Below are 24,132 nucleotides of genomic sequence, written 5' to 3' on the forward strand. Positions count from 1 at the left end.
TCCCGCTGGAGCGCGAAGCGCTCCCAAAACAGCCCCAGGCGTAAACCTGATGCTTCTCGACTGATGATTGGGGCTGCTTCGCAGCCCAGCGGGAGCAAGCTCCCTCGCCACAGGTAATGGTGGTAATCCGTTAGAAATCCTTGCACAGCCGCAGGGCGTCGTAGATGGCCGCGTGGGTGTTCCGCTGGGCCACGCAGTCACCGATGCGGAACAGCAGGTAGCCATCGCCGCTCTGCTCCAGGCACGGCTGGGGCTTGATCGCGAACAAGGCTTCGACGTCGATCTGGCCCTTGTTGCGCGAACCTTCCTTGAGCGCGTAGTAGATTTCTTCATCTGGCCGCACGCCGTTTTCCACCACCACCTGGTCCACCACGCGTTCTTCCTTGGCCCCGGTGTATTCGTTCTCCAGCACCGCCACCAGCTTGTCGCCTTCGCGGTAGACCTTCTCCAGCATCATGTCCCCGGTCATGATCACTTCCTTGGGGTACATGCTGCGGTAGTAGGTGGGGAACGAAGTCCCGCCGATGGCGACGCCCGGCTTGATATCGTCGGTGACGATCTCGACCTGGCTGCCCTTGTCAGCGAGGAAGTCGGCCACCGACATACCGGTGAACTCGCAAATGGTGTCGTAGACCAGCACGTTCTTGCCTGGCGCGACCTTGCCGTCGAGCACGTCCCAGCTGCTGACCACCAGCCCTTCGGCGGCGCCCCAGTGCTCGTTCTGCTCCAGGAACGGATGACCGCCAACGGCCAGCACCACCACGTCCGGACGCAAGTCCATGATGGTCGCCGCATCCGCCGCCACGCCCAGGCGCAGGTCGACTTTCAGCCGCGCCAGTTCCAGCTGGAACCAGCGGGTGATACCGGCGATCTGGTCCCGTTGCGGGGCTTTCGAGGCCGTGGTGATCTGCCCACCGATGAATTCTTTTTTCTCGAACAGGGTCACGTCGTGCCCACGTTCGGCGGCCACACGCGCCGCTTCCATCCCCGCTGGGCCAGCACCGACGACGACCACTTTACGCTTGGGCCCGGTGGACTTCTCGATGATGTGCGGCACACCCATGTATTCACGGGACGTCGCGGCGTTCTGGATGCACAGCACGTCCAGGCCCTGGTACTGGCGGTCGATGCAGTAGTTGGCGCCGACGCACTGCTTGATCTGGTCGATCTGGCCCATCTTGATCTTGGCGATCAGGTGCGGGTCGGCGATATGGGCGCGGGTCATGCCGACCATGTCGACGTAGCCGCCTTCCAGGATCCGCGTAGCCTGGTTCGGGTCCTTGATGTTCTGCGCGTGCAGCACCGGGACCTTGACCACTTCCTTGATACCGGCAGCCAAGTGCAGGAACGGCTCCGGTGGATAACTCATGTTCGGGATAACGTTGGCCAGGGTGTTGTGGGTGTCGCAACCCGAACCCACCACACCGATGAAATCCAGCATGCCGGTATCGTCGTAGTACTTGGCGATCTGCTTCATGTCCTCGTGGGACAAGCCGTCCGGGTGGAACTCGTCGCCGCACAGGCGCATGCCCACGCAGAAATCGTCGCCCACTTCGGCGCGTACGGCTTTCAACACTTCCAGGCCGAACTTCATCCGGCCCTCGAAGCTGCCGCCCCACTCGTCGGTACGCTTGTTGACCCGCGGGCTCCAGAACTGGTCGATCATGTGCTGGTGCACGGCGGACAGCTCGACGCCGTCCAGGCCACCGGCCTTGGCGCGCTTGGCGGCGCTGGCGTAGTTGCCGATCACCCGCCAGATTTCTTCCGGCTCGATGGTCTTGCACGTGGCGCGGTGCACCGGCTCACGCACACCGGACGGCGACATCAGGGTCGGCCAGTTGAAGCCGTCCCAACGCGAGCGACGGCCCATGTGGGTAATCTGGATCATGATCTTGGCGCCATGCTTGTGCATGGCGTCGGCCAGGTTCTGGAAGTGCGGGATGATGCGGTCGGTGGACAGGTTCACCGAGCTCCACCATTCCTGCGGGCTGTCGATGGCGACCACCGAGGAGCCACCACAGATCGCCAGGCCGATGCCGCCCTTGGCCTTTTCTTCGTAATACTTCACGTACCGGTCGGTGGTCATGCCGCCGTCGGTGGCGTAGACCTCGGCGTGAGCAGTGCTGAGCACGCGGTTACGGATGGTCAGTTTGCCGATCTGGATCGGCTGGAACATTGCTTCAAAAGCCATGGCGCGATCCTCGACTTACAACGGCTTGACGATGAACAGGCCGTCGTCGTGGCCTTCTTCGGAACCGCCGTAGACCTGCTCGGCCACGGTGCGGATCGAACTGCCGCGCGCGGCAAGAATCTGGTCCATGGCGCCGGCGAACCAGCCAGTGAACATGTAGTCGACCTTGCGCCCGACCTTGCCGTACACGTAGACGAACGCCGAGTGCTCGAGCTTGACGCTGGCGGTGCCTTTGTCGAGGTCGATGTCCTGGATCTTGAACAAGCCCCAACCACGCTGCGACAGGCGCTTCATGTAGTGCTCGAACACCGCGACGCCTTCCAGGCCGTGGCATTCGGCTTCTTTTTCGCACCAGTGCCAGGCGGATTTGTAGCCGGCCTTGTAGAGAATCTCGGCGTAGGCGTCGGCGCCCAGCACTTCTTCGATGCCCATGTGGTTATTGACGAAGAAGTGACGCGGCACGTAGAGCATCGGCAGGGCATCGGAGGTCCAGATACCGGTTTCGCTGTCGACTTCGATAGGCAGTTGGGGGGCGATTTTGGCCATGAAAACTTGACTCCGGAAATGCGTGATATTGCCTGCGGCGCACAGGGCCGCAGGTAAAGGATTCAGCGGTGCGGCGGCGGTTATTCGCCCCAGACGTCTTTGAGGACGTTGACCCAGTTCTCACCCATGATCTTGCGCACCACCCGCTCAGGGTGACCGCGCTTGAGCAGCGTCTCGGTGAGGTTCGGGAACTCGCCCACGGTACGGATGCCCAGGGGGTTGATGATCTTGCCGAAGCTGGTCAGACGACGGGCGTAGCCCTTGTCGTGGGTCAGCATTTCGAAGAAGTCCTGGCCGTGACCCTGGGTGAAGTCGGTGCCGATGCCGATGGCGTCTTCACCGACGATGTTCATGGTGTATTCAATGGCTTCGGCGTAGTCGTCGATGGTCGAATCGATGCCCTTGGCCAGGAACGGCGCGAACATGGTCACGCCGACAAAGCCGCCGTGATCGGCAATGAACTTCAGTTCTTCATCGGACTTGTTGCGCGGGTGTTCTTTCAAGCCGGACGGCAGGCAGTGGGAATAGCAGACCGGCTTCTTCGATTCGAGGATGACTTCTTCGGAGGTCTTGGAACCGACGTGGGACAGGTCGCACATGATGCCGACGCGGTTCATCTCGGCGACGATTTCGCGACCGAAGCCCGACAGGCCGCCGTCACGCTCGTAGCAGCCGGTGCCGACCAGGTTCTGGGTGTTGTAGCACATCTGCACCACACCCACGCCGAGCTGCTTGAAGATCTCGACGTAGCCGAGCTGGTCTTCGAAGGCGTGGGCGTTCTGGAAGCCGAAGATGATGCCGGTCTTGCCCTGTTCCTTGGCGCGACGGATGTCGGCGGTGGTTTTCACCGGGATCACCAGGTCGCTGTTTTCGCGGATCAGTTTCTGGCTGGCCGCGATGTTGTTGATGGTGGCCTGGAAGCCTTCCCACACCGACACGGTGCAGTTGGCCGCGGTCAGGCCGCCCTTGCGCATGTCTTCGAACAGGTCGCGGTTCCACTTGGCAATGATCAGCCCGTCGATAACGATGCTGTCGGCGTGCAATTCGGCTGGGCTCATCAGGCAGTCCCCTTTTATCAGCGATTCATGCGCCGAATCGTGTGCCGGCGCTTTGGGGCCAGCATATGCCTGAGGGCCGTGGCGACCGGGTGCAAAAACGACAGGGGAATTGCCGAAAGCGTCAATCCGCGACAAAGGGCTATGCCAGGCCCACCCTGCCCGTCTGTTCTTTACCCCGCGCTTGCGCCAGAATCCGCCGCATCACTGGTTTTCACTGGACTTGAGCGGCAACGCGATGAAATCAATCTTCCTGGCTTTGGCACTGATCAGCACCCTGGCACATGCAACCGAAGACACCGAGCCCAATCCCTGCGACGAAGTTGAAAACGACGTCCAGACGCTGGCCTGCTCGGCCTATGGCAAAACCGCCGCCGAACAACTGCTCAATGAAAACCTGCAGAGCCTCTTTGAGCGCTTGCAAACTCGCTACGCCAGCGACAAGGCCCAACTCAACGACATCACCACCAAGATCAAGGCCGCCCAACAACTGTGGCTGAAACAGCGCGACGCCGACTGCGCCATCGCCGCCTTCCCGGCCAAACCCGGCAGCGAAGCCTACAAAATCGCCGAAAACGACTGCATGGCCCAGGTAAGCGATGATCGGTCGGAGTTTTTGGAGTCGATTGGGCAGGAGTGAAGGGTTAGCCACGGAGCAATATCCAGACATCGTTCACGCGTTGGCCCTGGAAGGAATATAAGTCAGGATTCGCAAATCTTATAAAAGACTTATATCCTTTCCATGAACACTATCCACTGGACCAGAAAAGCCGTTAAGCAGCTTTTGAAATTGCACTCAGCCCATCAGGCCCAGGTTCGGGATGCCGTTACGGCGCTCGCCCAGATGCCTGATGTGGTCAATGTCAAAGCGCTTGTCGGTCATGACCGTGCGTACCGCCTACGGGTAGGCAGCTACCGAGTCATGTTCGATTGGGACGGGGCGATCAAGGTCGTCAGCATTCAAGAGGTCAAGAAACGCGATGAACGCACCTACTGATATTCAGATCATCAACGATGCAGACGGAAACCCGGCATTTGTGGTCATTCCGTACGCACAATACGTTGCACAAAAACTGGAACCCGATCTGATTCCCCATGAAGTGGTCAGCCGTATCGTCGACGGCGCTACGCCTATCCGCGCCTGGCGCGAACACCTGAAGCTGACTCAGGATGAAGTTGCCAGGCGCCTGGGTATTTCTCAACCGGCGTTTGCCCAGCAGGAATCGGTCGCCAAGCCTCGCCGGGCTACCCGCGAGAAAATTGCCACTGCCTTTGGTATCCATGCTGATCAGTTGGAACTGTAGCCTCCCTCTGTTACCGGAGTAACCCAGCAGAGATTGGACTTCGGATCCTGTCAACCCTGACAGTATCCGAAGCGAAAAGAGCGGCTTAAGATCAGCTCATGACAGGCATTCGCGCTAATTGGTGATATCACCATCAATGACCTGACACCTGAACATAGGCTGCATACCCGTCCGAGCCTGGCTGTACAGACGAGTCCCACACGACAATCAAGGGATTTTCGTATGCTCTCTCTTACCGCGTTGCCTTTATATGGGTTAACTATTTTTATCGCCATCGTGGCGGGAATCGAAGCCGGTCGCCAGATTGGCAATCGTCACTTGGCCCTGGATCCTGCCGGCGCTCGTCAGGGTATCGGGGCCATCGAAGGCGCGGTGTTTGGCCTGCTGGCGCTGCTGATTGCCTTTACTTTTTCCGGCGCGGCCACACGTCTTGATCAACGGCGCGCACTGATCGTGGCCGAAACCAATGCCATGGGCACCGCCTGGCTACGCCTGGATCTGCTACCGGCGAGCGAGCAACCGGCCGTGCGCCAGGCGTTCAAGGATTACGTCGACACCCGCATCGAGTATTACCGCGACCTGCGCGAAGACGAACTCGACGAAGCCGCCCATGATCACGCCAGTGCTTTGCAACAGATCATCTGGAAACGCACGATCGCCGCCCTGCAACAGATGCCCACCCCGACCCTGGGGGTCAGTGTGCTGCAAGCACAAAATGAAATGATCGATATCACTACGACCCGCGCCGTGGCCCATGAAACCCACCCGCCCCTGGTCATTTACCTGATGCTGGTGACCATGGCCCTGATCAGCGCCCTGCTGATCGGCTATGGCATGGCGGGGACAAAGCGGCGCAACTGGCTGCACAGCCTGGGTTACGCGGCGGTCATGGTCTGCGTGCTGTATGTGATCCTGGACTTCGAATACCCCCGCTTCGGCGTCATCCGGGTCGATTACTTCGACAAGATCATGCTTGATCTGCGCCAAAGCATGAACTGAGTGGGCCGCAGGTGAAAAATCAGCGCGGCGTTCCAGACCAAGATGGATAAACTGCAACTCCACACCTCCAGGCATCAAGGGTTCCAATGATCATTTGCGGCATCGAAATCAAAGGCAGCGAAGCGATTATCGCCGTCGCCTCGCTGGAGCAGCAGGCGTTGAACCATATCGCGTTGAATACCAAGAAAATCGCCCTGGACGACGATGACGAAGCCGCCAACGTCAAGGCGTTTGCCGCCCAGGTACGGGCGTTCGTGGCGGAGCATGGCATCGAACGCATCGCGATCAAGAAGCGCAGCAAGAAAGGCGAGTTCGCCGGCGGACCGACCACGTTCAAGATTGAAGGGGTTTTCCAGTTGCTGGAAGGCTGCGAGGTGACGCTGCTGTCACCGCAGACTATCAACGCGCAGCACAAGAAACATGACTTCGCCTTGCCGGCGACGCTGAACAAGTATCAGCATGAGGCGTACAAGGCGGCGTGTTCGGCGTTGATGAAGAAATAGACCTTTTCCAGCCGAACACAATACCTGTGGCGAGGGAGCTTGCTCCCGCTCGGCTGCGCAGCAGTCGTAAACCGGTTTGCAGGGTTCACCTGTTGCACCATGGCGTCTGGTTTTGGGGCGGCTGCGCCACCCAGCGGGAGCAAGCTCCCTCGCCACAGAATGTATTCCCAGGTTCAATGTTGCTTGCGATACCCCTTCAACCAATCCGCAAATGCTTTGTCCTCCAAGGCGTAGCCACCGCGATTGGACTTCCACACCAACTCCTTGTCACGCAGCGCGTCGATGCAGGATTGGATGGTCTGGGTGCCAGGCACGACTTCGCTGCCCATGCTCCTGAGCACCTTGCCCACGGCCTCCAGCGTTGAATCGGTGAAGGGCGCAAAGGGTTCGTTGGTTTGCGAGCGCTCGGCCATGACCTGCAGCACTGCCCGTTGCGGCACCGTCAAGGCGTTCCAGGCGCTTTCAAACTCGGTCCAGACGCCAGCACGGAGCATTTCGGCGCTGTTGCGCAGCAATTCGCCCAGGTGGCTCGCCTCACCCAGTTCCAAGGCAATTTCGCCAATGATGCTGCGCAGCATTTCAGGGCGGCGCCCTACCAACTCGAAGGCCTGGTCCAAATCATCGGCATTGAACTGATTGGTTTGGGCCAGATGCGCGTTCAAATGGGCAGCGTAGGCTTTGGTGAACTCTTTACCCAGCAATGGGAAGGCGGTGATGCTGGATCCGTAGAACGGTTGGTTACGGCTGAGTACCAAGTGCGCGAGTTTGTCGCGATTGGAGCCGGTGAACACCAGGCGCAGGCCGCTGGTATCTCCCTCGCGGCCTTGGTTGAGTTGATCGCGGGCGGCCTTGAGGGCGAACATCGCGTTGACCCCGGCCTCGGTGGTCAACGCATGTTGGGCTTCGTCGATCACCAGCACCACGGTTTTATCGGCGGCACTGTGCAACAACTCCAGTGCCTGGGTCAGCGTCGCCCCCTCGGGCAGTTGCGGCAGGCTGAAATCCCAGGACAACGTGCGCAAGAAGCTGAGTTTGTCGATGCCCATGGATTTGGCCAGCTTGCGGATCCCCTTTTCATAAGGCACCAGTGCCCCGGCGATTGCCGAAGCGATCAGGTCGGCAGGGTCTTTCTCCTTATTGGCCCACAGGTCGACGTAGACCGCGAGCCAGCCGCGGGTTTCGCACTCGGGAATCAAGTCTTCGCGCAGGAACGTACTTTTTCCGGTACGTCTCGGAGCGGCCAGGAACAGGCCTGAGGTGTAATCCTGGATCCCGGCGCCGACCAGCCCATCGACAATATTGCGGGCCAGATCAGGGCGTCGGAATACAAAACCGGGGTGCTTGGACATGGCTTTATACTCAATTATGGCGACAGGTATAATTTATAGTCGCGAGTATAATTGAGTATAAAAGCCTGTCAAACCACCTCCCGCCCATCCCCCTGCCGCCGCCGATCCTCCCGTGGACAGCGCGCGAACCGGGCCCGGTAACTGCGGGTGAAGTACGACGGTGATTCAAAGCCGCAGGCGATGCTCACTTCCAGCACGCTCATGTCGGTCTGGCGCAGCAGTTGCCGGGCCTTTTCCAGGCGCAAGCGCAGGTAGAAGTTGCTCGGGGTGTCGTTCAGGTGCAGGCGGAACAGGCGTTCGAGCTGACGTCGGGTGACGTTGATGGATTCGGCCAGGGCCAAGGTGCTCAGGGGCGGTTCGCTGTGGGTTTCCATCTCGCCGATGACGTGCACCAGTTTCTTGTTGCGGATGCCGTAGCGACTGGCGATTTCCATGCGCTGGTGATCTTTGCGCGGGCGGATGCGGCCGAGCACGAACTGCTCGCTGACCTGGATCGCCAGTTCCGAACCGTGGGCCTGGCCGATCAGGTCCAGCATCAGGTCGATGGAAGCCGTGCCGCCCGCGCAAGTAATGCGGCGACGGTCGATTTCGAACAGCTCCTGGGTCACGCTGAGCTGTGGATAAGACTCCTTGAACGCTTCGATCGCTTCCCAATGCAGGGTCACGCGATGCCCTTCCAGCAAACCCGCTTCGGCCAGGACCACACTGCCCGTGTCGATGCCGCCCAGGGTCACACCTTCGCTGTCCAGCCGGTGCAGCCAGCGCTCCAAGGCCGGGGTGGCGAACTTCAGCGGTTCGAACCCCGCCACTATCCAGAGGGTCGCGCCCTTTTTCAGCGGCTCCAGCGCGGCATCGGCGTTGACCGACATGCCATTGCTCGCCAGCACCGCTCCACCATCGACACTCAACACATGCCAACGATACAGCTCGCCGCGAAAACGATTGGCGACCCGCAACGGCTCGATGGCCGAAATGAAGCCGATGGCTGAAAAGCCCGGCATCAACAAGAAGTAGAAATCCTGGGACATGGAGCGCACTCGGTTGGCGGGTAGCGTGCGGATCTTGATACGCCAGTTGCAAGGGCTGTTCAAGCGCTGGAGGTACGTATTCGTGAAACAGGACACCAGGTCGCTGCAGTGCAAGAGCACGTCGCCGCTGTGCGCTTTGCACGACCCGGGGCTGCGTAACTTGGCATCACCGGCGCGCAGACGCCGGAACCCATAACAATAAGCTGCCGAGGAACCCGACATGAAACGACTGATCAGCTCCTGCGTTCTTGCACTCAGCGGTACCACTTTACTCAATGGCGTCGCCATGGCCGCCGAACCCGCCGCGTGCCAGAACGTGCGCCTGGGTGTGGTCAACTGGACCGACGTCATCGCCACCAGCGCCCTGACCCAAGTGATGCTCGATGGCCTCGGCTACAAGACCAAGCAGACCAGCGCCTCCCAGCAAATCATCTTCGCCGGCATTCGCGACCAGCGCCTGGACCTGTTCCTGGGCTACTGGAACCCGCTGATGACCCAGACCATCACCCCATTTGTCGAAGCCAAGCAGGTCAAGGTCCTGGAACAGCCAAGCCTCAAGGACGCCCGCGCCACCCTGGCCGTGCCGACTTACCTGGCCGACAAGGGCCTGAAGACGTTCGCCGACATCGCCAAATTCGAGAAAGAACTGGGCGGCAAGATCTATGGCATCGAACCGGGCTCGGGTGCCAATACCCAGATCAAGGCAATGATCGCCAAGAACCAGTTCGGCCTGGGCAAATTCCAACTGGTCGAGTCCAGCGAGGCCGGCATGCTCGCCGCCGTGGACCGCGCCGTGCGGCGCAAGGAAGCCGTGGTGTTCTTTGGCTGGGCGCCGCACCCGATGAACGTCAACGTGCAAATGACCTATCTCACCGGCAGCGAAGACGCCCTCGGCCCGAACGAAGGCATGGCCACCGTGTGGACCGTCACTGCACCGAGCTACGCCGAGCAATGCCCGAACGTCGGTCGCTTGCTGAGCAACCTGACATTCACCGCCGAAGACGAGAGCCGGATGATGCAGCCGTTGCTGGATCACAAGGACCCGCTCGAATCGGCCCGGCAATGGCTCAAGGATCATCCGCAAGACAAGCAGCGCTGGCTCGAAGGCGTGACCACCTTCGACGGCAAGCCGGCCGCCGACAACCTGAAACTCACCAGTAACTGACCCGCCGTTATCCATCTGCGCAGCGCCAAAGGGCTGCGCAGTGACTTACCACGCCTGAAGGAATCCGCACCATGAACCACGACGTCATCATCACCTGCGCACTCACCGGTGCTGGCGACACGACCGCCAAGAGCCCTCACGTCCCGGTCACCCCGAAACAGATCGCCGCAGCCGCCATCGAGGCCGCGAAGGCCGGGGCCACGGTGGTCCACTGCCACGTTCGCGACCCGCAGACCGGCAAGTTCAGCCGTGACGTGGCGCTGTACCGCGAAGTAATGGAGCGCATCCGTGAGGCCGACGTGGACATCATCGTCAACCTCACCGCCGGCATGGGCGGTGACCTGGAGATCGGCGCTGGCGAACGGCCGATGGAGTTTGGTCCCAATACTGACCTGGTGGGCCCGCTGACCCGCCTGGCCCACGTCGAAGAGCTGTTGCCGGAAATCTGCACCCTGGATTGCGGCACCCTGAACTTCGGCGACGGCGACACCATTTACGTCTCCACCCCGGCACAACTGCGCGCCGGCGCCAAGCGCATCACTGAACTGGGGGTCAAGGCCGAGCTGGAAATCTTCGACACCGGCCACCTGTGGTTCGCCAAGCAACTGATCAAGGAAGGCCTGCTGGACAACCCGCTGTTCCAGCTCTGCCTGGGCATCCCGTGGGGCGCACCGGCCGACACCACCACGATGAAAGCCATGGTCGACAACTTGCCGGCAGACGCCGTGTGGGCCGGCTTCGGCATCGGCCGCATGCAAATGCCAATGGCCGCCCAGGCCGTACTGCTCGGCGGCAACGTGCGGGTCGGGCTGGAAGACAACCTGTGGCTGGACAAAGGCGTGCTCGCCACCAACGGCCAACTGGTGGAACGCGCTGGCGAAATCCTCAGCCGCCTTGGGGCGCGTGTGCTCACCCCAGCAGAAGGCCGCAAGAAAATGGGCCTGACCCCGCGCGGCTAAACCGAACGTGCACATTGGATCTGCGGTAACAGCAGATCTTAAGACTACCCAAGATCGAGTGTGGGAGCGGGCTTGCTCGCGAAGGGGCCGGTACATCCGATGGATCTTCTGTGAAAGGAATTCCGTCTTCGCGAGCAAGCCCGCTCCCCCATTAGCAATCAGCGAATTACTCAGGAAAATCACCATGAGCTTTATCACCGACATCAAGACCTTCGCCGCCCTGGGCAGCGGTGTGATCGGCAGCGGCTGGGTCAGCCGCGCCCTGGCCCATGGCCTGGACGTCGTGGCCTGGGACCCGGCACCCGGTGCCGAAGCGGCGCTGCGCAAGCGCGTCGCCAATGCCTGGGGCGCACTGGAAAAACAGGGCCTGGCACCCGGCGCCTCGCAGGATCGGCTGCGCTTTGTCGCCACCATCGAGGAGTGCGTGCGCGACGCCGACTTCATCCAGGAAAGCGCCCCCGAGCGCCTGGCGCTGAAACTCGAACTGCACGGTCAGATCAGCGCCGCCGCCAAGCCAAACGCGCTGATCGGCTCCAGCACTTCGGGGCTTTTGCCCAGTGAGTTCTACGAAGGTTGCACGCACCCGGAACGTTGCGTGGTCGGGCACCCATTCAACCCGGTTTACCTGCTGCCGCTGGTGGAAGTGGTGGGCGGCAGGAACACCGCGCCCGAAGCGGTGCAAGCCGCCATGCAAGTGTATGAATCCCTCGGCATGCGGCCGCTGCATGTACGCAAGGAAGTACCCGGTTTCATCGCCGACCGGCTGCTCGAAGCGCTGTGGCGCGAGGCATTGCACCTGGTCAACGACGGCGTGGCCACCACCGGGGAAATCGACGACGCCATCCGTTTCGGTGCCGGGTTGCGCTGGTCGTTCATGGGCACGTTCCTGACCTACACACTGGCCGGCGGCGATGCCGGGATGCGCCATTTCATGGCCCAGTTCGGCCCGGCGCTACAACTGCCATGGACCTACCTGCCGGCGCCGGAGCTGACCGAGAAGCTGATCGACGATGTGGTGGACGGGACAAGCGAGCAACTGGGCAGCCACAGTATTTCGGCGCTGGAGCGCTATCGTGATGATTGTTTGTTGGCGGTGCTGGAGGCGGTGAAGACCACCAAGGCCAAGCATGGCATGGCGTTCAGCGAATAAACACTACCCCTTGTGGTGAGGGAGCTTGCTCCCGCTCGGCCGCGAAGCGGTCCGTAAAACCAGCGAATGCGATTTGACTGATACACCGCATAGGCCGGTTTTGGGACTGCTTCGCAGTCCAGCGGGAGCAAGCTCCCTCGCCACAAATGGGTACACCAGCGACTATTTGTGGAGTTCCGCCATGCCCACCCTCACCACCTACCAAACCCGCGTCCGCCCCGAATGGGTCGATTACAACGGCCACCTGCGCGATGCCTTCTACCTGCTGATTTTCAGCTATGCCACCGACGCGCTGATGGACCGGCTCGGCATGGACAGCCAGAACCGCGAGGCCAGCGGCCACTCGCTGTTCACCCTCGAACTGCACCTCAATTACCTGCACGAAGTGAAGCTCGACGCAGACGTGGAAGTACGCACGCAAATCATCGGCCATGACGCCAAGCGCCTGCACCTCTACCACAGCCTGCACCTGGCCGGCGGCGACAAAGAGCTGGCCGGCAATGAGCAGATGCTGCTTCACGTCGACCTGGCGGGTCCGCGCTCGGCGCCCTTCACGCAGCAGACCCTGGGCACACTCACCGCCCTGCTCGATGAACAGTCCGATCTGCCGCCCCCGGCCTATATCGGCCGGGTCATCGCCCTGCCACCTGCCCGCTAAGTCACACGAACAGGAGATCGCCATGAACACTGCCGCCGCGTTTGCCGACTTCCGCCGCTATCCCCTGATCTGCGCGCTGGGTGCTGTAACGTCCTTGGCCGACCGGGTGCAGGTCACCTGGGTCGACGGCCGGGTCAGCCCTTTCCATCATCAGTGGCTGCGGGACAACTGCCCTTGCCCTCAATGCGTCTACACCGTCACCCGCGAACAAGTACTGGAAATCGTCGACGTGCCTGAAGACAGCGCAGCCGGTGCGATCCGCCTCGATGGCGAAGGCTGCCTGTGCGTCGATTGGCAGGACGGTCACCAGAGCCGCTTCGACCCGGGCTGGCTACGGGCCCATGCCTATGATGAGCAGTCCAGGGCCGAACGCCTGGCGAGCAAGCCCAAAAGCCAGTTATGGCGGCACGATCTGCAACTGCCGGTGTTCGATTACCAGGCCCTGATGGATGACGCCGATGCGCTGTTGCAATGGCTGCTGGCGGTGCGCGACATCGGCCTGACGCAAGTGCGCGGCGTGCCCACCGAACCCGGTTCGCTGAAACAGATTGCCCAGCGCATTTCGTTCATTCGTGAGAGCAACTTCGGCGTGCTGTTCAACGTGCAATCCAAGGCCGACGCCGACAGCAACGCCTACACCGCTTTCAACCTGCCACTGCACAGCGACCTGCCAACCCGGGAGTTACAACCTGGGCTGCAGTTTTTGCATTGCCTGGTGAATGAAGCCGACGGCGGCGAGAGCATTTTTGTCGACGGTTTTGCCATCGCCGAGACGCTGCGCCAGGAAGATCCCGAAGCCTTTGCCACTCTGTGCGAAATCCCGGTGGAGTTTCGCAACAAGGATCGCCACAGCGACTACCGCTGCCTGGCGCCCATCATTGCGCTGGATGCACTGGGGCATGTCGCGGAAATCCGCATGGCGAATTTCCTGCGCGGGCCGTTCGACACCACCGTCGAGCAAATGCCCAGGCTTTACCGCGCCTACCGACGCTTCATCGCCCTGACCCGCGCACCACAGTTTCGTGTGATGCAACGACTCGAACCCGGCCAGCTCTGGTGCTTCGACAACCGCCGTACGCTCCATGCCCGCAACGCCTTTGACCCGGCTTCCGGGGCGCGGCATTTCCAGGGGTGTTATGTGGATCGGGATGAGTTGTTGTCGCGGATTCTGGTGTTGCAGAGGTAGACCGCGTCATCGTTCATCGCGAGCAAGCTCGCTCCCACAGGGGGCTGTGTCGTTCAAAAAACCTAATGTGGGAGCGAGCTTGCTTGCGATAGCGCTCTGTCGAACAACCCATCACTCCCTGATTCTCACAGGCAAAAAAATCCCCGATCAAGCCGTGACAGGATCGGGGCAGGAGCGTTACTGGAGGAGCTGTTGCGCGAGGGTGACCAAACCATCGTGATTCAGCTTGAGTTCAGTGTGCCCAGTCCGGATTAGCGGGAGTTAGCCGAAAACGACCTGCTCATAGGTATCCGGGCCATTGCGACAGTTTGCCCTTGCCGCCGCTTCGGGTGGCTACCAGAATCGAGGCACGACCCCAATCCCTGAATAAGGAAAAGCGTCATGATGCACGCCGAATTGATCGACCAGGAAGACCTGCTGGGCCAGCTCAAGGCCCTGGGGCTCCAGATACCCAGCGGCTCCACCGCCGAGCAGGCCTGCGAGTGCGCCGTGCGGGGTTTGGACCAGGCCCGTGCCAATGAACTGCGCCTGATGGTCAAGAGGATGTACACCAGCAGTGCGACCATCCTGCCGGCCGTGCGCCAGGCGATCGATAAGCAATTGCTGCCGGCATTGGCGCAATACCAGCAGAACCACAACGCCTGACCCTGTGGCGAGGGAGCTTGCTCCCGCTCGACCGCGAAGCGGTCGTAAAACCAGCGAATGCAATTTGACTGATGCACCGCATAGGCCGGTTTTGGGACTGCTTCGCAGTCCAGCGGGAGCAAGCTCCCTCGCCACAAAAGCTGCTAGAGCCTCACACTGGCAAACGTCGACTCATTACGCGCCTGGCTCAACGCCGACAGCGGGCCGGACAACGGCGACAGCACCAAGGCCTGTGGCAACGGCAACATCGCCACCTGTTGCGTGGTATTGGAGCCTACGCGTTCGTCGCGCGGTGGAATGCCGAAGTATTCGCGGTAGCACTTGGAGAAGTGCGGCGTGGAGACGAAGCCACACACCGACGCCACCTCGATGATCGACATCGGCGTCTGCTTGAGCAGTTGCCGCGCACGAATCAACCGCAACTTGAGGTAATAGCGCGACGGTGAGCAATGCAGGTACTTCTGGAACAAGCGCTCCAGCTGACGCCGGGACACGGCGACGTACACCGCCAGCTCGTCCAGGTCGATCGGCTCTTCAAGGTTGGCCTCCATCAGCGCGACGATTTCCTGCAACTTCGGCTGGTTGGTGCCAAGCATGTGCTTGAGCGGTACACGCTGGTGATCCTGCTCGTTGCGGATGCGCTCATAGACAAACATTTCGGAGATCGCTGCCGACAGTTCGCGACCGTGATCGCGGCTGATCAGGTGCAGCATCATGTCCAACGGTGCGGTGCCGCCGGAGCTGGTGAAGCGGTTGCGGTCGAGGGTGAACAGACGGGTGCTCATCGATACCCGTGGAAAGGCTTCCTGCATCGCGGCCAGGCACTCCCAGTGCACGCTGCAATCGAAGCCGTCCAGCAGGCCGGCGCAGGCCAAGGCCCAACTGCCGGTGCAGACCGCACCGAGACGACGGGATTGACGGGCCTGGCCTTGCAGCCATGACACGTGTTCGCGGGTCACAGTGCGCTGGATGCCGATACCGCCACACACAATGACGGTGTCCAGTGCCGGCGCCTTGTGCATGGAGGCGTCCGGGGTGATCTGTAAACCGTCACTGGCCCACACCTGCCCACCGTCGACGGTAAGGGTGGTCCAGCGATACAGCTCGCGACCGGACAGTTGGTTGGCCATGCGTAGCGGTTCTACCGCGGACGCCAGGGAAATCAGCGTGAAATTGTCCAGCAGCAAAAAGCCGATGGATTGAGGCGCACGGTTCTGGGGTTGGGCCCCGGAGTTGGTCGTCGTCATCGCGGTATCTCCTCACACAAAGCGGGTGATGGCCTCAGGCGGAGGCTCTTTTTATTGGTTGTTTGCCATCGTTTTCCACAAGGGAGACGGGCTTTACAGCGATACAGCAATTGCCATGCCTAAATTGAATACGCGTTCAATAAATCCTGAAAACGACATCGCAACCTGTCTATATAAGGCGCATTTCGAGTGCCGGCTATCAGGGGCTATCAATGGTGTCAGGCACCTGTCACGCGGTGCCGTGAGCAGATCGGTAGCACTTGTGGGAACTGGGCTGCGGGGCTTGCGCAACAGGTATCACCACGGGTGCGGCGACGGACGGTCGAGCGGCGTACAACGGTTGACTCGACCGTTTGTCTCTTATCTGTTTGCGACGCGCTAAAAGGTGGCGTGTTTCAGGATCCATGTGCATTTCGCGAGCAGTTTTAAATCTTGGTGGCGAGGGGATTTGTGGCGAGGGGATTTATCCCCGCTGGGCTGCAAAGCAGCCCTCGATTCATACACCTTGATGTATCTGCAAAACCATAGGGGCCGCTTCGCGACCCAACGGGGATAAATCCCCTCGCCACAGGACTGTGAATACAGTGGATCAGCACTCCACCGCACTGACCGCCAAACCACCGCGCGAGGTTTCTTTGTATTTGTCATGCATGTCGGCACCGGTATCGCGCATGGTGCGGATCACCCGGTCCAGGGAGATGAAATGCTGGCCATCACCACGCAGCGCCATTTGCGCGGCATTGATGGCTTTCACCGCGGCAATCGCGTTGCGCTCGATGCACGGCACTTGCACCAGGCCGCCCACCGGGTCGCAGGTCAGGCCAAGGTTGTGTTCCAGGCCGATTTCCGCCGCGTTGCACAGTTGCTCCGGCGTGGCGCCGAGGATCTCCGCCAGCCCCGCCGCCGCCATGGCGCAGGCCGAGCCTACTTCGCCCTGGCAACCCACTTCGGCACCGGAGATCGATGCATTCTTTTTGCACAGGATCCCTACCGCCGCCGCGCCGAGGAAGTAATCCACCACGTTGGCGTCAGTGACCGCTTCGCTGAATTTCATGAAGTAATGCAACACCGCCGGAATGATCCCAGCCGCGCCATTGGTCGGCGCCGTGACCATGCGCCCGCCGGCGGCGTTTTCTTCGTTGACCGCCAGGGCGAACAGATTGACCCACTCCATGGCGCTCAGGGTCGAGCCGATCACATTGGGCTTGTTCAGCTCTTGCAGGCTGCGGTGCAACTTGGCCGCACGCCGACGTACGTTCAGACCGCCAGGCAGGATGCCTTCGTGCTTGAGGCCCTGCTCGACACAATCCTGCATGGCGCGCCAGAGTTTCATCAGGCCGCTGCGAATCTCGTCTTCCGAGCGCCAGACCTTCTCGTTGGCCATCATCAACTCGGCCACCCGCAGATTGTGGGTGCGGCACAGATTGAGCAGCTCTTCGGCGCTGGAAAAATCGTAAGGCAGTTCGGTGCGGTCCAGATCCACCACGCCGCTGGACGCCTGGGCCTCATCGACGACAAAGCCACCACCCACTGAATAATAGGTATCACGGTGCAACTCGCCGTGGTCGCCCTCGGCCACCAGCGTCATCGCGTTGGGGTGGAACGGCAGGTTCTCGTCGATCAGGCGCATGTCCCGGGACCAGATGAAAGGCACCGGTAGGCGACCATCCAACAACAAAGTCTGGGTTTCACGCAGCAGCTCGATGCGCGGGCCGATCTGCGACGGGTCGATTGCGTCCGGCCATTCGCCCATCAGGCCCATGATCACCGCGTTGTCGCTGCCATGGCCGATGCCGGTGGCCGAAAGCGAACCGTAAAGCTGAACTTCCAGGCGCGTGACTTGTTCCAAAAGACCCCGCTCACGCAAGACTTGCGCGAATAACGCCGCAGCGCGCATTGGGCCGACGGTGTGTGAGCTGGACGGACCGATACCGATTTTGAACAAGTCGAATACGCTGATTGCCATGGCAGAGAACCTCCAGAACGGGCACGTCCGGGCGCAAGAGCGCCCGGTGGCGGAGCTGCTACGCTCAACGCCGGGATGCCCGCATCATCCGTTTTTTGCCTTGGAGGTCGACGTCTGACACCGACGCAATCATGCCCAGCAACGCCGCCAGGCTTTTGCCCAGGTTTTACGCCGTTTTTTTGCAGATCAGGAGGCTGCCGAGGCCGGAAAAAACCTATAAACGACGTCACCAACACTGGATGCGACCCTCCCTGTACTGGATACGACTCACCCTGTAGGCGTCAGATTTGCACTGGTACATGATCGGTTACGGCTCGTTTGCAAGGCCGCGTGTCAGAAGAGTGCCCACGCGCCACCAACCGCAACATCCAAAATAAGCGTGCGGCTGTCCTGACCGGACACCGCCGAGAAAACACCAGGAGTCCACCCATGAAAGGTTCCAAGCCGTTGTTGTTGGCCGCCATGCTGAGTCTTCCGATGCTGGCCAACGCTGCAGAACCCGCGCAATGCAGCACCGTCAACTTCTCCGACGTCGGCTGGACCGACATCACCGTGACCACCGCCACCACCAGCGTGGTGCTCGACGCTCTGGGCTACAAGACCAAGACCACCATGATTTCCGTACCAGTGACGTACAAGTCCCTGGCCGACGGCAAGAACATGGACGTGTTCCTCGGCAACTGGATGCCGACCATGGAAAACGACATCAAGGCCTACCGCGAAGCCGGCACCGTGGAAACCGTGCGCACCAACCTCAAGGGCGCCAAATACACCCTCGCCGTGCCTCAGGCCCTGTACGACAAAGGCCTGCATGACTTCGCCGACATCCCCAAATTCAAGAAAGAACTGGACGGCAAGATCTACGGGATCGAGCCTGGCAACGACGGCAACCGCCTGATCCAGAGCATGATCGAAAAGAACGCCTTTGGCCTGAAGGACGCAGGTTTCAAGGTCGTCGAGTCGAGTGAAGCGGGCATGCTTTCGCAGGTCGACCGGGCCTCCAAACGCGGCACCGATGTGGTGTTCCTTGGCTGGGCGCCACACCCGATGAACACCCGTTTCAAGATTCAATACCTGACCGGCGGCGACGACTTCTTCGGCCCGGACTTCGGTGCCGCCACCGTCGCGACCAACACCCGCAAGGGCTACAGCCAGGAATGCAGCAACGTTGGCCAGCTGTTGAAAAACCTTGAGTTCACCGTCGACATGGAAAGCACGCTGATGGGCAACGTGCTCGACGACAAGATGAAACCTGAAGCCGCCGCCAAGGCCTGGCTGAAGAAAAACCCACAGGTACTCGATACCTGGCTCGCTGGCGTGACCACCATTGACGGTAAACCAGGCCTGGAGGCCGTGAAAGCCAAGCTCGCGCAGTAACGCTTTTATGCCGGGCGAGTTTACTCGCCCGGGCTGTTTATCCCTTGCATGCGGACGTTCACTACCATGCTGATTGATCAGAAAATACCCTTAGGCCAGTACATCGCGAGCTTCGTCGAATGGTTGACGCAAAATGGCGCCAGCACCTTCGACGCAATCGCCCTGTTTCTGGAAACGATGATTCACGGCGTGACGTTCGCGCTGACCTGGTTCAACCCACTGGCCTTGATCGGCCTCATCGCCCTGCTGGCTCACTTTATCCAACGCAAATGGGGCCTGACCGTCTTCGTCATCGCCTCCTTCCTGCTGATCCTGAATCTGGGGTACTGGCAGGAGACCATGGAAACCCTCGCCCAGGTGCTGTTCGCGACCCTGGTCTGCGTCCTGATCGGCGTGCCGCTGGGCATTGTTGCCGCGCACAAGCCGATGTTTTACACACTAATGCGTCCGGTGCTCGATCTGATGCAGACCGTACCGACCTTCGTGTACCTCATTCCTACCCTGACCCTTTTCGGTCTGGGTGTGGTCCCAGGCTTGATCTCCACGGTGGTGTTCGCGATTGCCGCGCCCATCCGCTTGACCTACCTGGGTATCCGCGACGTTCCGGAAGAACTGATGGACGCCGGCAAAGCCTTCGGCTGCTCCCGTCGCCAGCTCCTGTCGCGCATTGAACTGCCCCACGCGATGCCAAGCATCGCGGCCGGTATCACCCAGTGCATCATGCTGTCGTTGTCGATGGTGGTGATCGCCGCACTGGTGGGCGCCGACGGCCTGGGCAAACCCGTGGTCAACGCACTGAACACCGCCGATATCGCCCTGGGCTTCGAAGCTGGCCTGGCGATCGTACTGCTGGCGATCATGCTCGACCGAATCTGCAAGCAACCCGACGCCAAAGTAGGGGGTGACGCATGAGCATAATCCGCTTCGAAGAAGTCGACGTGATCTTCTCCAAAGATCCACGCGAAGCCCTGAAACTGCTCGACCAGGGCATGACCCGCAACGAAATCCTGAAGAAAACCGGGCAAATCGTGGGTGTTGAAAAAGCCAGCCTGGATGTCGAAAAAGGCGAAATCTGCGTGTTGATGGGCCTGTCCGGCTCTGGCAAATCCAGCCTGCTGCGCTGCATCAACGGCTTGAACACCGTGAGTCGTGGCAAGTTGTTCGTCGAACACGAAGGTCGGCAGATCGACATCGCCTCCTGCACCCCCGCCGAACTGAAGATGATGCGCACCAAACGCATCGCCATGGTGTTCCAGAAGTTCGCCCTGATGCCTTGGCTGACAGTGCGCGAGAACATCAGCTTCGGCCTGGAAATGCAGGGCCGCCCGGAGAAGGACCGACGCAAGCTGGTGGATGAAAAGCTTGAGCTGGTGGGCCTGACCCAATGGCGCAACAAGAAACCCAACGAGTTGTCCGGCGGCATGCAGCAACGGGTCGGCCTGGCCCGCGCCCTGGCGATGGACGCCGACATCCTGCTGATGGACGAACCCTTCTCGGCCCTCGACCCGCTGATCCGCCAAGGCCTGCAGGACGAACTGCTGGAGCTGCAACGCAAGCTGAGCAAGACCATCGTGTTCGTCAGCCACGACCTCGACGAAGCCCTGAAGCTGGGCAGCCGCATCGCGATCATGAAAGACGGCCGGATCGTCCAATACAGCTCGCCGGAAGAAATCGTCTTGAATCCGGCGGACGACTACGTGCGCACCTTCGTCGCCCACACCAACCCGCTCAACGTCCTTTGCGGCCGCAGCCTGATGCGCACCCTGGACAACTGCAAGCGCATCAACGGTTCGGTATGCCTGGACCCGGGCGGCGATTCCTGGCTCGACCTGGCCGAAGGCAACACCATCAAGGGTGCCCGCCAGAACGGCGCGGCGCTGGACCTGCAAAACTGGGCACCGGGCCAATCCGTCGAAGACCTGGGCCGCCGTCCGACCCTGGTGGACTCCAATATCGGCATGCGCGATGCGTTGCAGATCCGCTACCAGACCGGCAACAAACTGGTACTGCACGACAACCAGAAAGTCGTCGGGATCCTGGGCGACAGCGAGCTGTACCACGCCCTGCTCGGCAAGAACCTGGGCTAAGCCCACGCACACAAAAACGCCGCGAGAGGATCGCGGCGTTTTTGTCTGTGCAGTGCTGACTGCTGACTGCTGACAAGCTTGACCTGGAATGCAAACAACTGTGGCGAGGGGATTTATCCCCGCTGGGCTGCGCAGCAGCCCCAAAAAATGCGAACTCATTCTGTCTGACACACCGCGACACCTGGCTCTGGGGGCTGCTTCGCAGCCCAACGGGGATAAATCCCCTCGCCACAACAATGTTCCAGCCATCGATGCGCGTTTGGCTTCTACACCAACCGACGAGTGTTATAAAGACATCCCGAAAAAGTCCTCGCCCCTGATGCTGCGGGTTTTCACACATGGAATCCCGGCAAACAGCGACGACTTGTCATAGAACTTTGTTTTTGTTGATTGAACGTTCAATCAAAACAAAATAGACTGGCTTTCAATCCGGCAGACGACACTCGCCCACCGGATGGCCTAAGGAGATGTGCTAGATGCCCAAGGTCGGTATGCAACCCATCCGCCGCCAACAATTGATCGAAGCCACGCTGCAAGCGGTCGATCAGGTCGGGATGGGGGACGCCAGCATTGCGCTGATCGCCCGTTTGGCCGGTGTCTCCAACGGCATCATCAGTCACTACTTTCAGGACAAGAATGGCCTGATCGCGGCCACGGCCCAGTACCTGATGACTGTCCTGAGCGAGAACGTCACCGCACGCCGTCGCGCGCTTGAGGATTCGAGCCCGCGGGCGCACTTGAAGGTGATCATCGAAGGCAACTTCGACGCCAGCCAGGTCAATGGCCCGGCAATGAAAACCTGGTTGGCCTTCTGGGCCACCAGCATGCATCACCCGTCATTGCACAGGTTGCAGCGGATCAACGATCACCGTCTGTATTCCAACCTGTGCAGTCAGTTCCGCCGCGTGTTGCCTCTTGATGAGGCCCGCAGCGCGGCACGGGGCCTGGCCGCCCTGATTGACGGTTTGTGGTTGCGCGGGGCGCTGTCGGGAGACGCGTTCGATACCGCCCAGGCACACCGGATCGCTTACGAATACATGGATTTTCAACTGGCCAAAGCAGGGGTACCAGAGCACACAGAACCGCTCGGCTCCTGAACCGCCGCCGAACCGCGTAGTCAGCTATAGACGACACGCCCGGTGGCCAGCCAACCACTTATGCACTTGCGAGGACTTTATGGCCCGTTTCGAACTGCAAAAACTCTACATCGATGGCGCGTACAGCGACGCCAGCGGCGACGCCACTTTCGAAGCCATCAACCCTGCCAACGGTGAAGTGCTCGCCCAAGTGCAGCGTGCAACGTTCGAGGACGTCGAGCGCGCGGTGGTCAGCGCCGAAAAGGGCCAGAAAGTCTGGGCTGCCATGACCGCCATGCAGCGGTCGCGCATCCTGCGCCGCGCCGTGGAGATCCTGCGCGAGCGCAACGATGAGCTGGCCGCCCTGGAAACCCTGGACACCGGCAAGGCCTACTCCGAAACCCGCTACGTCGACATCGTCACCGGTGCCGACGTGCTGGAATACTACGCCGGCCTGGTGCCGGCCATTGAAGGCGAACAGGTTCCGCTGCGCACCACTTCGTTCGTCTACACCCGCCGCGAGCCCCTGGGTGTGGTGGCCGGGATCGGCGCGTGGAACTACCCGATCCAGATCGCCCTGTGGAAATCCGCACCGGCCCTGGCCGCCGGCAACGCAATGATCTTCAAACCGAGCGAAGTCACCTCGCTGACCACCCTGAAACTGGCCGAGATCTACACCGAAGCCGGCGTTCCAGCGGGTGTGTTCAACGTCCTGACCGGCAGCGGCCGTGAAGTCGGTACCTGGCTGACCGAGCACCCGCGTATCGAGAAAATATCCTTCACCGGCGGCACCGACACCGGCAAGAAAGTCATGGCCAGTGCCTCGAGTTCTTCGCTCAAAGACGTGACCATGGAACTGGGCGGCAAGTCGCCGCTGATCATCTTCGACGACGCCGACCTGGATCGCGCCGCCGACACCGCGATGATGGCCAACTTCTACAGCTCCGGCCAAGTCTGCACCAACGGCACCCGGGTGTTCGTGCCGAGCCATCTCAAGGCCGCCTTCGAAGCCAAGATCGCCGAGCGCGTGGCGCGTATCCGCATCGGCAATCCAGAGGACGAAAACACCAACTTCGGCCCGCTGGTGAGCTTCGCCCACATGGAAAGCGTGTTGGGCTACATCGAGAAAGGCAAGGCCGAGGGCGCGCGCCTGCTGTGCGGCGGCGCTCGTTTGACCGAGGGCGAATTGGCCAAGGGCGCGTTCGTTGCCCCGACCGTGTTCACCGACTGCACCGACGAGATGACCATCGTGCGCGAGGAAATCTTCGGCCCGGTGATGAGCATCCTCACTTATGACACCGAAGAAGAAGTAATCCGCCGCGCCAACGACACCGATTTCGGCCTGGCCGCCGGCGTCGTGACCCGCGACCTGAACCGCGCCCACCGTGTGATCCACCAGCTCGAAGCGGGCATTTGCTGGATCAACGCCTGGGGCGAATCGGCCGCTGAAATGCCGGTCGGTGGCTACAAGCAATCGGGCGTGGGCCGTGAGAACGGCATCAGTTCTTTGAACAACTTCACGCGCATCAAATCGGTACAGGTCGAGTTGGGCGATTACGCGTCGGTGTTCTGACCTGAGGCGAGGCCTTGAGTGAACGCTGTTGTGGCGAGGGGATTTATCCCCGTGGGGCTGCGTAGCAG

General features: G+C 60.8%; 23 protein-coding genes. 16 read left to right on the forward strand and 7 right to left on the reverse strand.

The window, feature by feature from the left end; genetic code table 11:
• Positions 1 to 130: 130 nt before the first annotated feature.
• From dgcA to CD58_RS26420, 3 genes are all read right to left on the reverse strand, one after another.
• Positions 131 to 2,191: a dimethylglycine demethylation protein DgcA gene (dgcA, locus tag CD58_RS26410; protein WP_025215876.1), complete on the reverse strand. Its 2,061-nt coding sequence runs from the start codon at positions 2,189 to 2,191 to the stop codon at positions 131 to 133.
• A gap of 15 nt (positions 2,192 to 2,206) precedes the next feature.
• Positions 2,207 to 2,737, reverse strand: coding sequence for a DUF5943 domain-containing protein (locus tag CD58_RS26415; protein ID WP_025215877.1), 531 nt, complete (start codon positions 2,735 to 2,737; stop codon positions 2,207 to 2,209).
• Positions 2,738 to 2,817: 80 nt separating this feature from the next.
• Positions 2,818 to 3,795, reverse strand: a complete 978-nt coding sequence (locus CD58_RS26420) for a dipeptidase (protein ID WP_014340593.1) — start codon at positions 3,793 to 3,795, stop codon at positions 2,818 to 2,820.
• A gap of 235 nt (positions 3,796 to 4,030) precedes the next feature.
• On the opposite strand from CD58_RS26420, the gene CD58_RS26425 reads away from it, so the two are divergent.
• From CD58_RS26425 to CD58_RS26445, 5 genes are all read left to right on the forward strand, one after another.
• Positions 4,031 to 4,432 (forward strand): lysozyme inhibitor LprI family protein, encoded by a 402-nt coding sequence (locus CD58_RS26425; protein ID WP_025215878.1) that lies wholly within the window; start codon positions 4,031 to 4,033, stop codon positions 4,430 to 4,432.
• Between the two features lie 102 nt (positions 4,433 to 4,534).
• Entirely contained in the window at positions 4,535 to 4,789 is a 255-nt protein-coding gene (locus CD58_RS26430; protein ID WP_025215879.1) for a type II toxin-antitoxin system RelE family toxin, read from the forward strand.
• Positions 4,773 to 5,096, forward strand: a complete 324-nt coding sequence (locus tag CD58_RS26435; protein ID WP_025215880.1) for a helix-turn-helix domain-containing protein — start codon at positions 4,773 to 4,775, stop codon at positions 5,094 to 5,096. The genes CD58_RS26430 and CD58_RS26435 overlap by 17 nt, the downstream gene beginning before the upstream one ends.
• A 222-nt stretch (positions 5,097 to 5,318) precedes the next feature.
• Positions 5,319 to 6,095 carry a hypothetical protein gene (locus CD58_RS26440; protein WP_025215881.1) on the forward strand — a complete coding sequence of 259 codons (777 nt, stop codon included), beginning with the start codon at positions 5,319 to 5,321 and terminating at the stop codon, positions 6,093 to 6,095.
• An 86-nt stretch (positions 6,096 to 6,181) separates the two neighbouring features.
• Positions 6,182 to 6,598 carry a DUF3010 family protein gene (locus CD58_RS26445; protein WP_025215882.1) on the forward strand — a complete coding sequence of 139 codons (417 nt, stop codon included), beginning with the start codon at positions 6,182 to 6,184 and terminating at the stop codon, positions 6,596 to 6,598.
• A gap of 173 nt (positions 6,599 to 6,771) precedes the next feature.
• Here CD58_RS26445 and CD58_RS26450 read toward each other — a convergent pair whose 3' ends face one another.
• Both CD58_RS26450 and CD58_RS26455 read right to left on the reverse strand, forming a co-directional pair.
• Positions 6,772 to 7,947, reverse strand: a complete 1,176-nt coding sequence (locus tag CD58_RS26450; RefSeq protein WP_025215883.1) for an AAA family ATPase — start codon at positions 7,945 to 7,947, stop codon at positions 6,772 to 6,774.
• Between the two features lie 68 nt (positions 7,948 to 8,015).
• Positions 8,016 to 8,975 (reverse strand): GlxA family transcriptional regulator, encoded by a 960-nt coding sequence (locus CD58_RS26455; RefSeq protein ID WP_025215884.1) that lies wholly within the window; start codon positions 8,973 to 8,975, stop codon positions 8,016 to 8,018.
• A 220-nt stretch (positions 8,976 to 9,195) separates the two neighbouring features.
• Between CD58_RS26455 and CD58_RS26460 the strand changes: the two genes are divergently transcribed.
• From CD58_RS26460 to CD58_RS26485, 6 genes are all read left to right on the forward strand, one after another.
• A complete protein-coding gene (locus CD58_RS26460) occupies positions 9,196 to 10,140 on the forward strand; it encodes a choline ABC transporter substrate-binding protein (protein WP_025215885.1) in 945 nt (314 codons plus the stop codon).
• A gap of 71 nt (positions 10,141 to 10,211) precedes the next feature.
• Positions 10,212 to 11,099 (forward strand): 3-keto-5-aminohexanoate cleavage protein, encoded by an 888-nt coding sequence (locus tag CD58_RS26465; RefSeq protein WP_025215886.1) that lies wholly within the window; start codon positions 10,212 to 10,214, stop codon positions 11,097 to 11,099.
• Between the two features lie 184 nt (positions 11,100 to 11,283).
• The gene (locus tag CD58_RS26470; RefSeq protein WP_025215887.1) at positions 11,284 to 12,249 is read left to right on the forward strand and encodes an L-carnitine dehydrogenase; all 966 of its coding nucleotides are present in this window, start codon (positions 11,284 to 11,286) and stop codon (positions 12,247 to 12,249) included.
• 181 nt (positions 12,250 to 12,430) lie between these two features.
• Positions 12,431 to 12,907: a thioesterase family protein gene (locus CD58_RS26475; protein ID WP_025215888.1), complete on the forward strand. Its 477-nt coding sequence runs from the start codon at positions 12,431 to 12,433 to the stop codon at positions 12,905 to 12,907.
• A gap of 22 nt (positions 12,908 to 12,929) precedes the next feature.
• Complete coding sequence (locus CD58_RS26480; protein WP_025215889.1) at positions 12,930 to 14,093, forward strand: gamma-butyrobetaine dioxygenase; 1,164 nt, start codon at positions 12,930 to 12,932, stop codon at positions 14,091 to 14,093.
• Between the two features lie 381 nt (positions 14,094 to 14,474).
• Positions 14,475 to 14,738, forward strand: coding sequence for a hypothetical protein (locus CD58_RS26485; protein WP_025215890.1), 264 nt, complete (start codon positions 14,475 to 14,477; stop codon positions 14,736 to 14,738).
• A gap of 143 nt (positions 14,739 to 14,881) precedes the next feature.
• Here CD58_RS26485 and CD58_RS26490 read toward each other — a convergent pair whose 3' ends face one another.
• Positions 14,882 to 15,985: a GlxA family transcriptional regulator gene (locus tag CD58_RS26490; RefSeq protein ID WP_025215891.1), complete on the reverse strand. Its 1,104-nt coding sequence runs from the start codon at positions 15,983 to 15,985 to the stop codon at positions 14,882 to 14,884.
• Positions 15,986 to 16,574: 589 nt separating this feature from the next.
• Complete coding sequence (locus CD58_RS26495) at positions 16,575 to 17,951, reverse strand: L-serine ammonia-lyase (RefSeq protein ID WP_025215892.1); 1,377 nt, start codon at positions 17,949 to 17,951, stop codon at positions 16,575 to 16,577.
• A gap of 429 nt (positions 17,952 to 18,380) precedes the next feature.
• On the opposite strand from CD58_RS26495, the gene CD58_RS26500 reads away from it, so the two are divergent.
• The 5 genes from CD58_RS26500 (at position 18,381) to betB (ending at position 24,064) form a co-directional block, all read left to right on the forward strand.
• Positions 18,381 to 19,328 (forward strand): choline ABC transporter substrate-binding protein, encoded by a 948-nt coding sequence (locus tag CD58_RS26500; RefSeq protein WP_025215893.1) that lies wholly within the window; start codon positions 18,381 to 18,383, stop codon positions 19,326 to 19,328.
• A gap of 66 nt (positions 19,329 to 19,394) precedes the next feature.
• Positions 19,395 to 20,240: a choline ABC transporter permease subunit gene (gene choW / locus CD58_RS26505; RefSeq protein ID WP_025215894.1), complete on the forward strand. Its 846-nt coding sequence runs from the start codon at positions 19,395 to 19,397 to the stop codon at positions 20,238 to 20,240.
• Positions 20,237 to 21,415, forward strand: coding sequence for a choline ABC transporter ATP-binding protein (choV, locus tag CD58_RS26510; protein ID WP_025215895.1), 1,179 nt, complete (start codon positions 20,237 to 20,239; stop codon positions 21,413 to 21,415). The genes choW and choV overlap by 4 nt, the downstream gene beginning before the upstream one ends.
• Before the next feature lie 476 nt (positions 21,416 to 21,891).
• Positions 21,892 to 22,512: a transcriptional regulator BetI gene (betI, locus tag CD58_RS26515; RefSeq protein WP_025215896.1), complete on the forward strand. Its 621-nt coding sequence runs from the start codon at positions 21,892 to 21,894 to the stop codon at positions 22,510 to 22,512.
• Positions 22,513 to 22,591: 79 nt separating this feature from the next.
• Complete coding sequence (betB, locus tag CD58_RS26520) at positions 22,592 to 24,064, forward strand: betaine-aldehyde dehydrogenase (RefSeq protein ID WP_025215897.1); 1,473 nt, start codon at positions 22,592 to 22,594, stop codon at positions 24,062 to 24,064.
• Positions 24,065 to 24,132: the final 68 nt, after the last annotated feature.

Source organism: Pseudomonas brassicacearum (assembly GCF_000585995.1).
Taxonomy (GTDB): domain Bacteria; phylum Pseudomonadota; class Gammaproteobacteria; order Pseudomonadales; family Pseudomonadaceae; genus Aquipseudomonas; species Aquipseudomonas brassicacearum_A.

Coding starts and splice junctions, on each gene's coding strand:
- dgcA (WP_025215876.1), bottom strand. CDS start 2,191: ATGGCTTTTGAAGCAATGTTCCAGCCGATCCAGATCGGCAAACTGACC.
- CD58_RS26415 (WP_025215877.1), bottom strand. CDS start 2,737: ATGGCCAAAATCGCCCCCCAACTGCCTATCGAAGTCGACAGCGAAACC.
- CD58_RS26420 (WP_014340593.1), bottom strand. CDS start 3,795: ATGAGCCCAGCCGAATTGCACGCCGACAGCATCGTTATCGACGGGCTG.
- CD58_RS26425 (WP_025215878.1), top strand. CDS start 4,031: ATGAAATCAATCTTCCTGGCTTTGGCACTGATCAGCACCCTGGCACAT.
- CD58_RS26430 (WP_025215879.1), top strand. CDS start 4,535: ATGAACACTATCCACTGGACCAGAAAAGCCGTTAAGCAGCTTTTGAAA.
- CD58_RS26435 (WP_025215880.1), top strand. CDS start 4,773: ATGAACGCACCTACTGATATTCAGATCATCAACGATGCAGACGGAAAC.
- CD58_RS26440 (WP_025215881.1), top strand. CDS start 5,319: ATGCTCTCTCTTACCGCGTTGCCTTTATATGGGTTAACTATTTTTATC.
- CD58_RS26445 (WP_025215882.1), top strand. CDS start 6,182: ATGATCATTTGCGGCATCGAAATCAAAGGCAGCGAAGCGATTATCGCC.
- CD58_RS26450 (WP_025215883.1), bottom strand. CDS start 7,947: ATGTCCAAGCACCCCGGTTTTGTATTCCGACGCCCTGATCTGGCCCGC.
- CD58_RS26455 (WP_025215884.1), bottom strand. CDS start 8,975: ATGTCCCAGGATTTCTACTTCTTGTTGATGCCGGGCTTTTCAGCCATC.
- CD58_RS26460 (WP_025215885.1), top strand. CDS start 9,196: ATGAAACGACTGATCAGCTCCTGCGTTCTTGCACTCAGCGGTACCACT.
- CD58_RS26465 (WP_025215886.1), top strand. CDS start 10,212: ATGAACCACGACGTCATCATCACCTGCGCACTCACCGGTGCTGGCGAC.
- CD58_RS26470 (WP_025215887.1), top strand. CDS start 11,284: ATGAGCTTTATCACCGACATCAAGACCTTCGCCGCCCTGGGCAGCGGT.
- CD58_RS26475 (WP_025215888.1), top strand. CDS start 12,431: ATGCCCACCCTCACCACCTACCAAACCCGCGTCCGCCCCGAATGGGTC.
- CD58_RS26480 (WP_025215889.1), top strand. CDS start 12,930: ATGAACACTGCCGCCGCGTTTGCCGACTTCCGCCGCTATCCCCTGATC.
- CD58_RS26485 (WP_025215890.1), top strand. CDS start 14,475: ATGATGCACGCCGAATTGATCGACCAGGAAGACCTGCTGGGCCAGCTC.
- CD58_RS26490 (WP_025215891.1), bottom strand. CDS start 15,985: ATGACGACGACCAACTCCGGGGCCCAACCCCAGAACCGTGCGCCTCAA.
- CD58_RS26495 (WP_025215892.1), bottom strand. CDS start 17,951: ATGGCAATCAGCGTATTCGACTTGTTCAAAATCGGTATCGGTCCGTCC.
- CD58_RS26500 (WP_025215893.1), top strand. CDS start 18,381: ATGAAAGGTTCCAAGCCGTTGTTGTTGGCCGCCATGCTGAGTCTTCCG.
- choW (WP_025215894.1), top strand. CDS start 19,395: ATGCTGATTGATCAGAAAATACCCTTAGGCCAGTACATCGCGAGCTTC.
- choV (WP_025215895.1), top strand. CDS start 20,237: ATGAGCATAATCCGCTTCGAAGAAGTCGACGTGATCTTCTCCAAAGAT.
- betI (WP_025215896.1), top strand. CDS start 21,892: ATGCCCAAGGTCGGTATGCAACCCATCCGCCGCCAACAATTGATCGAA.
- betB (WP_025215897.1), top strand. CDS start 22,592: ATGGCCCGTTTCGAACTGCAAAAACTCTACATCGATGGCGCGTACAGC.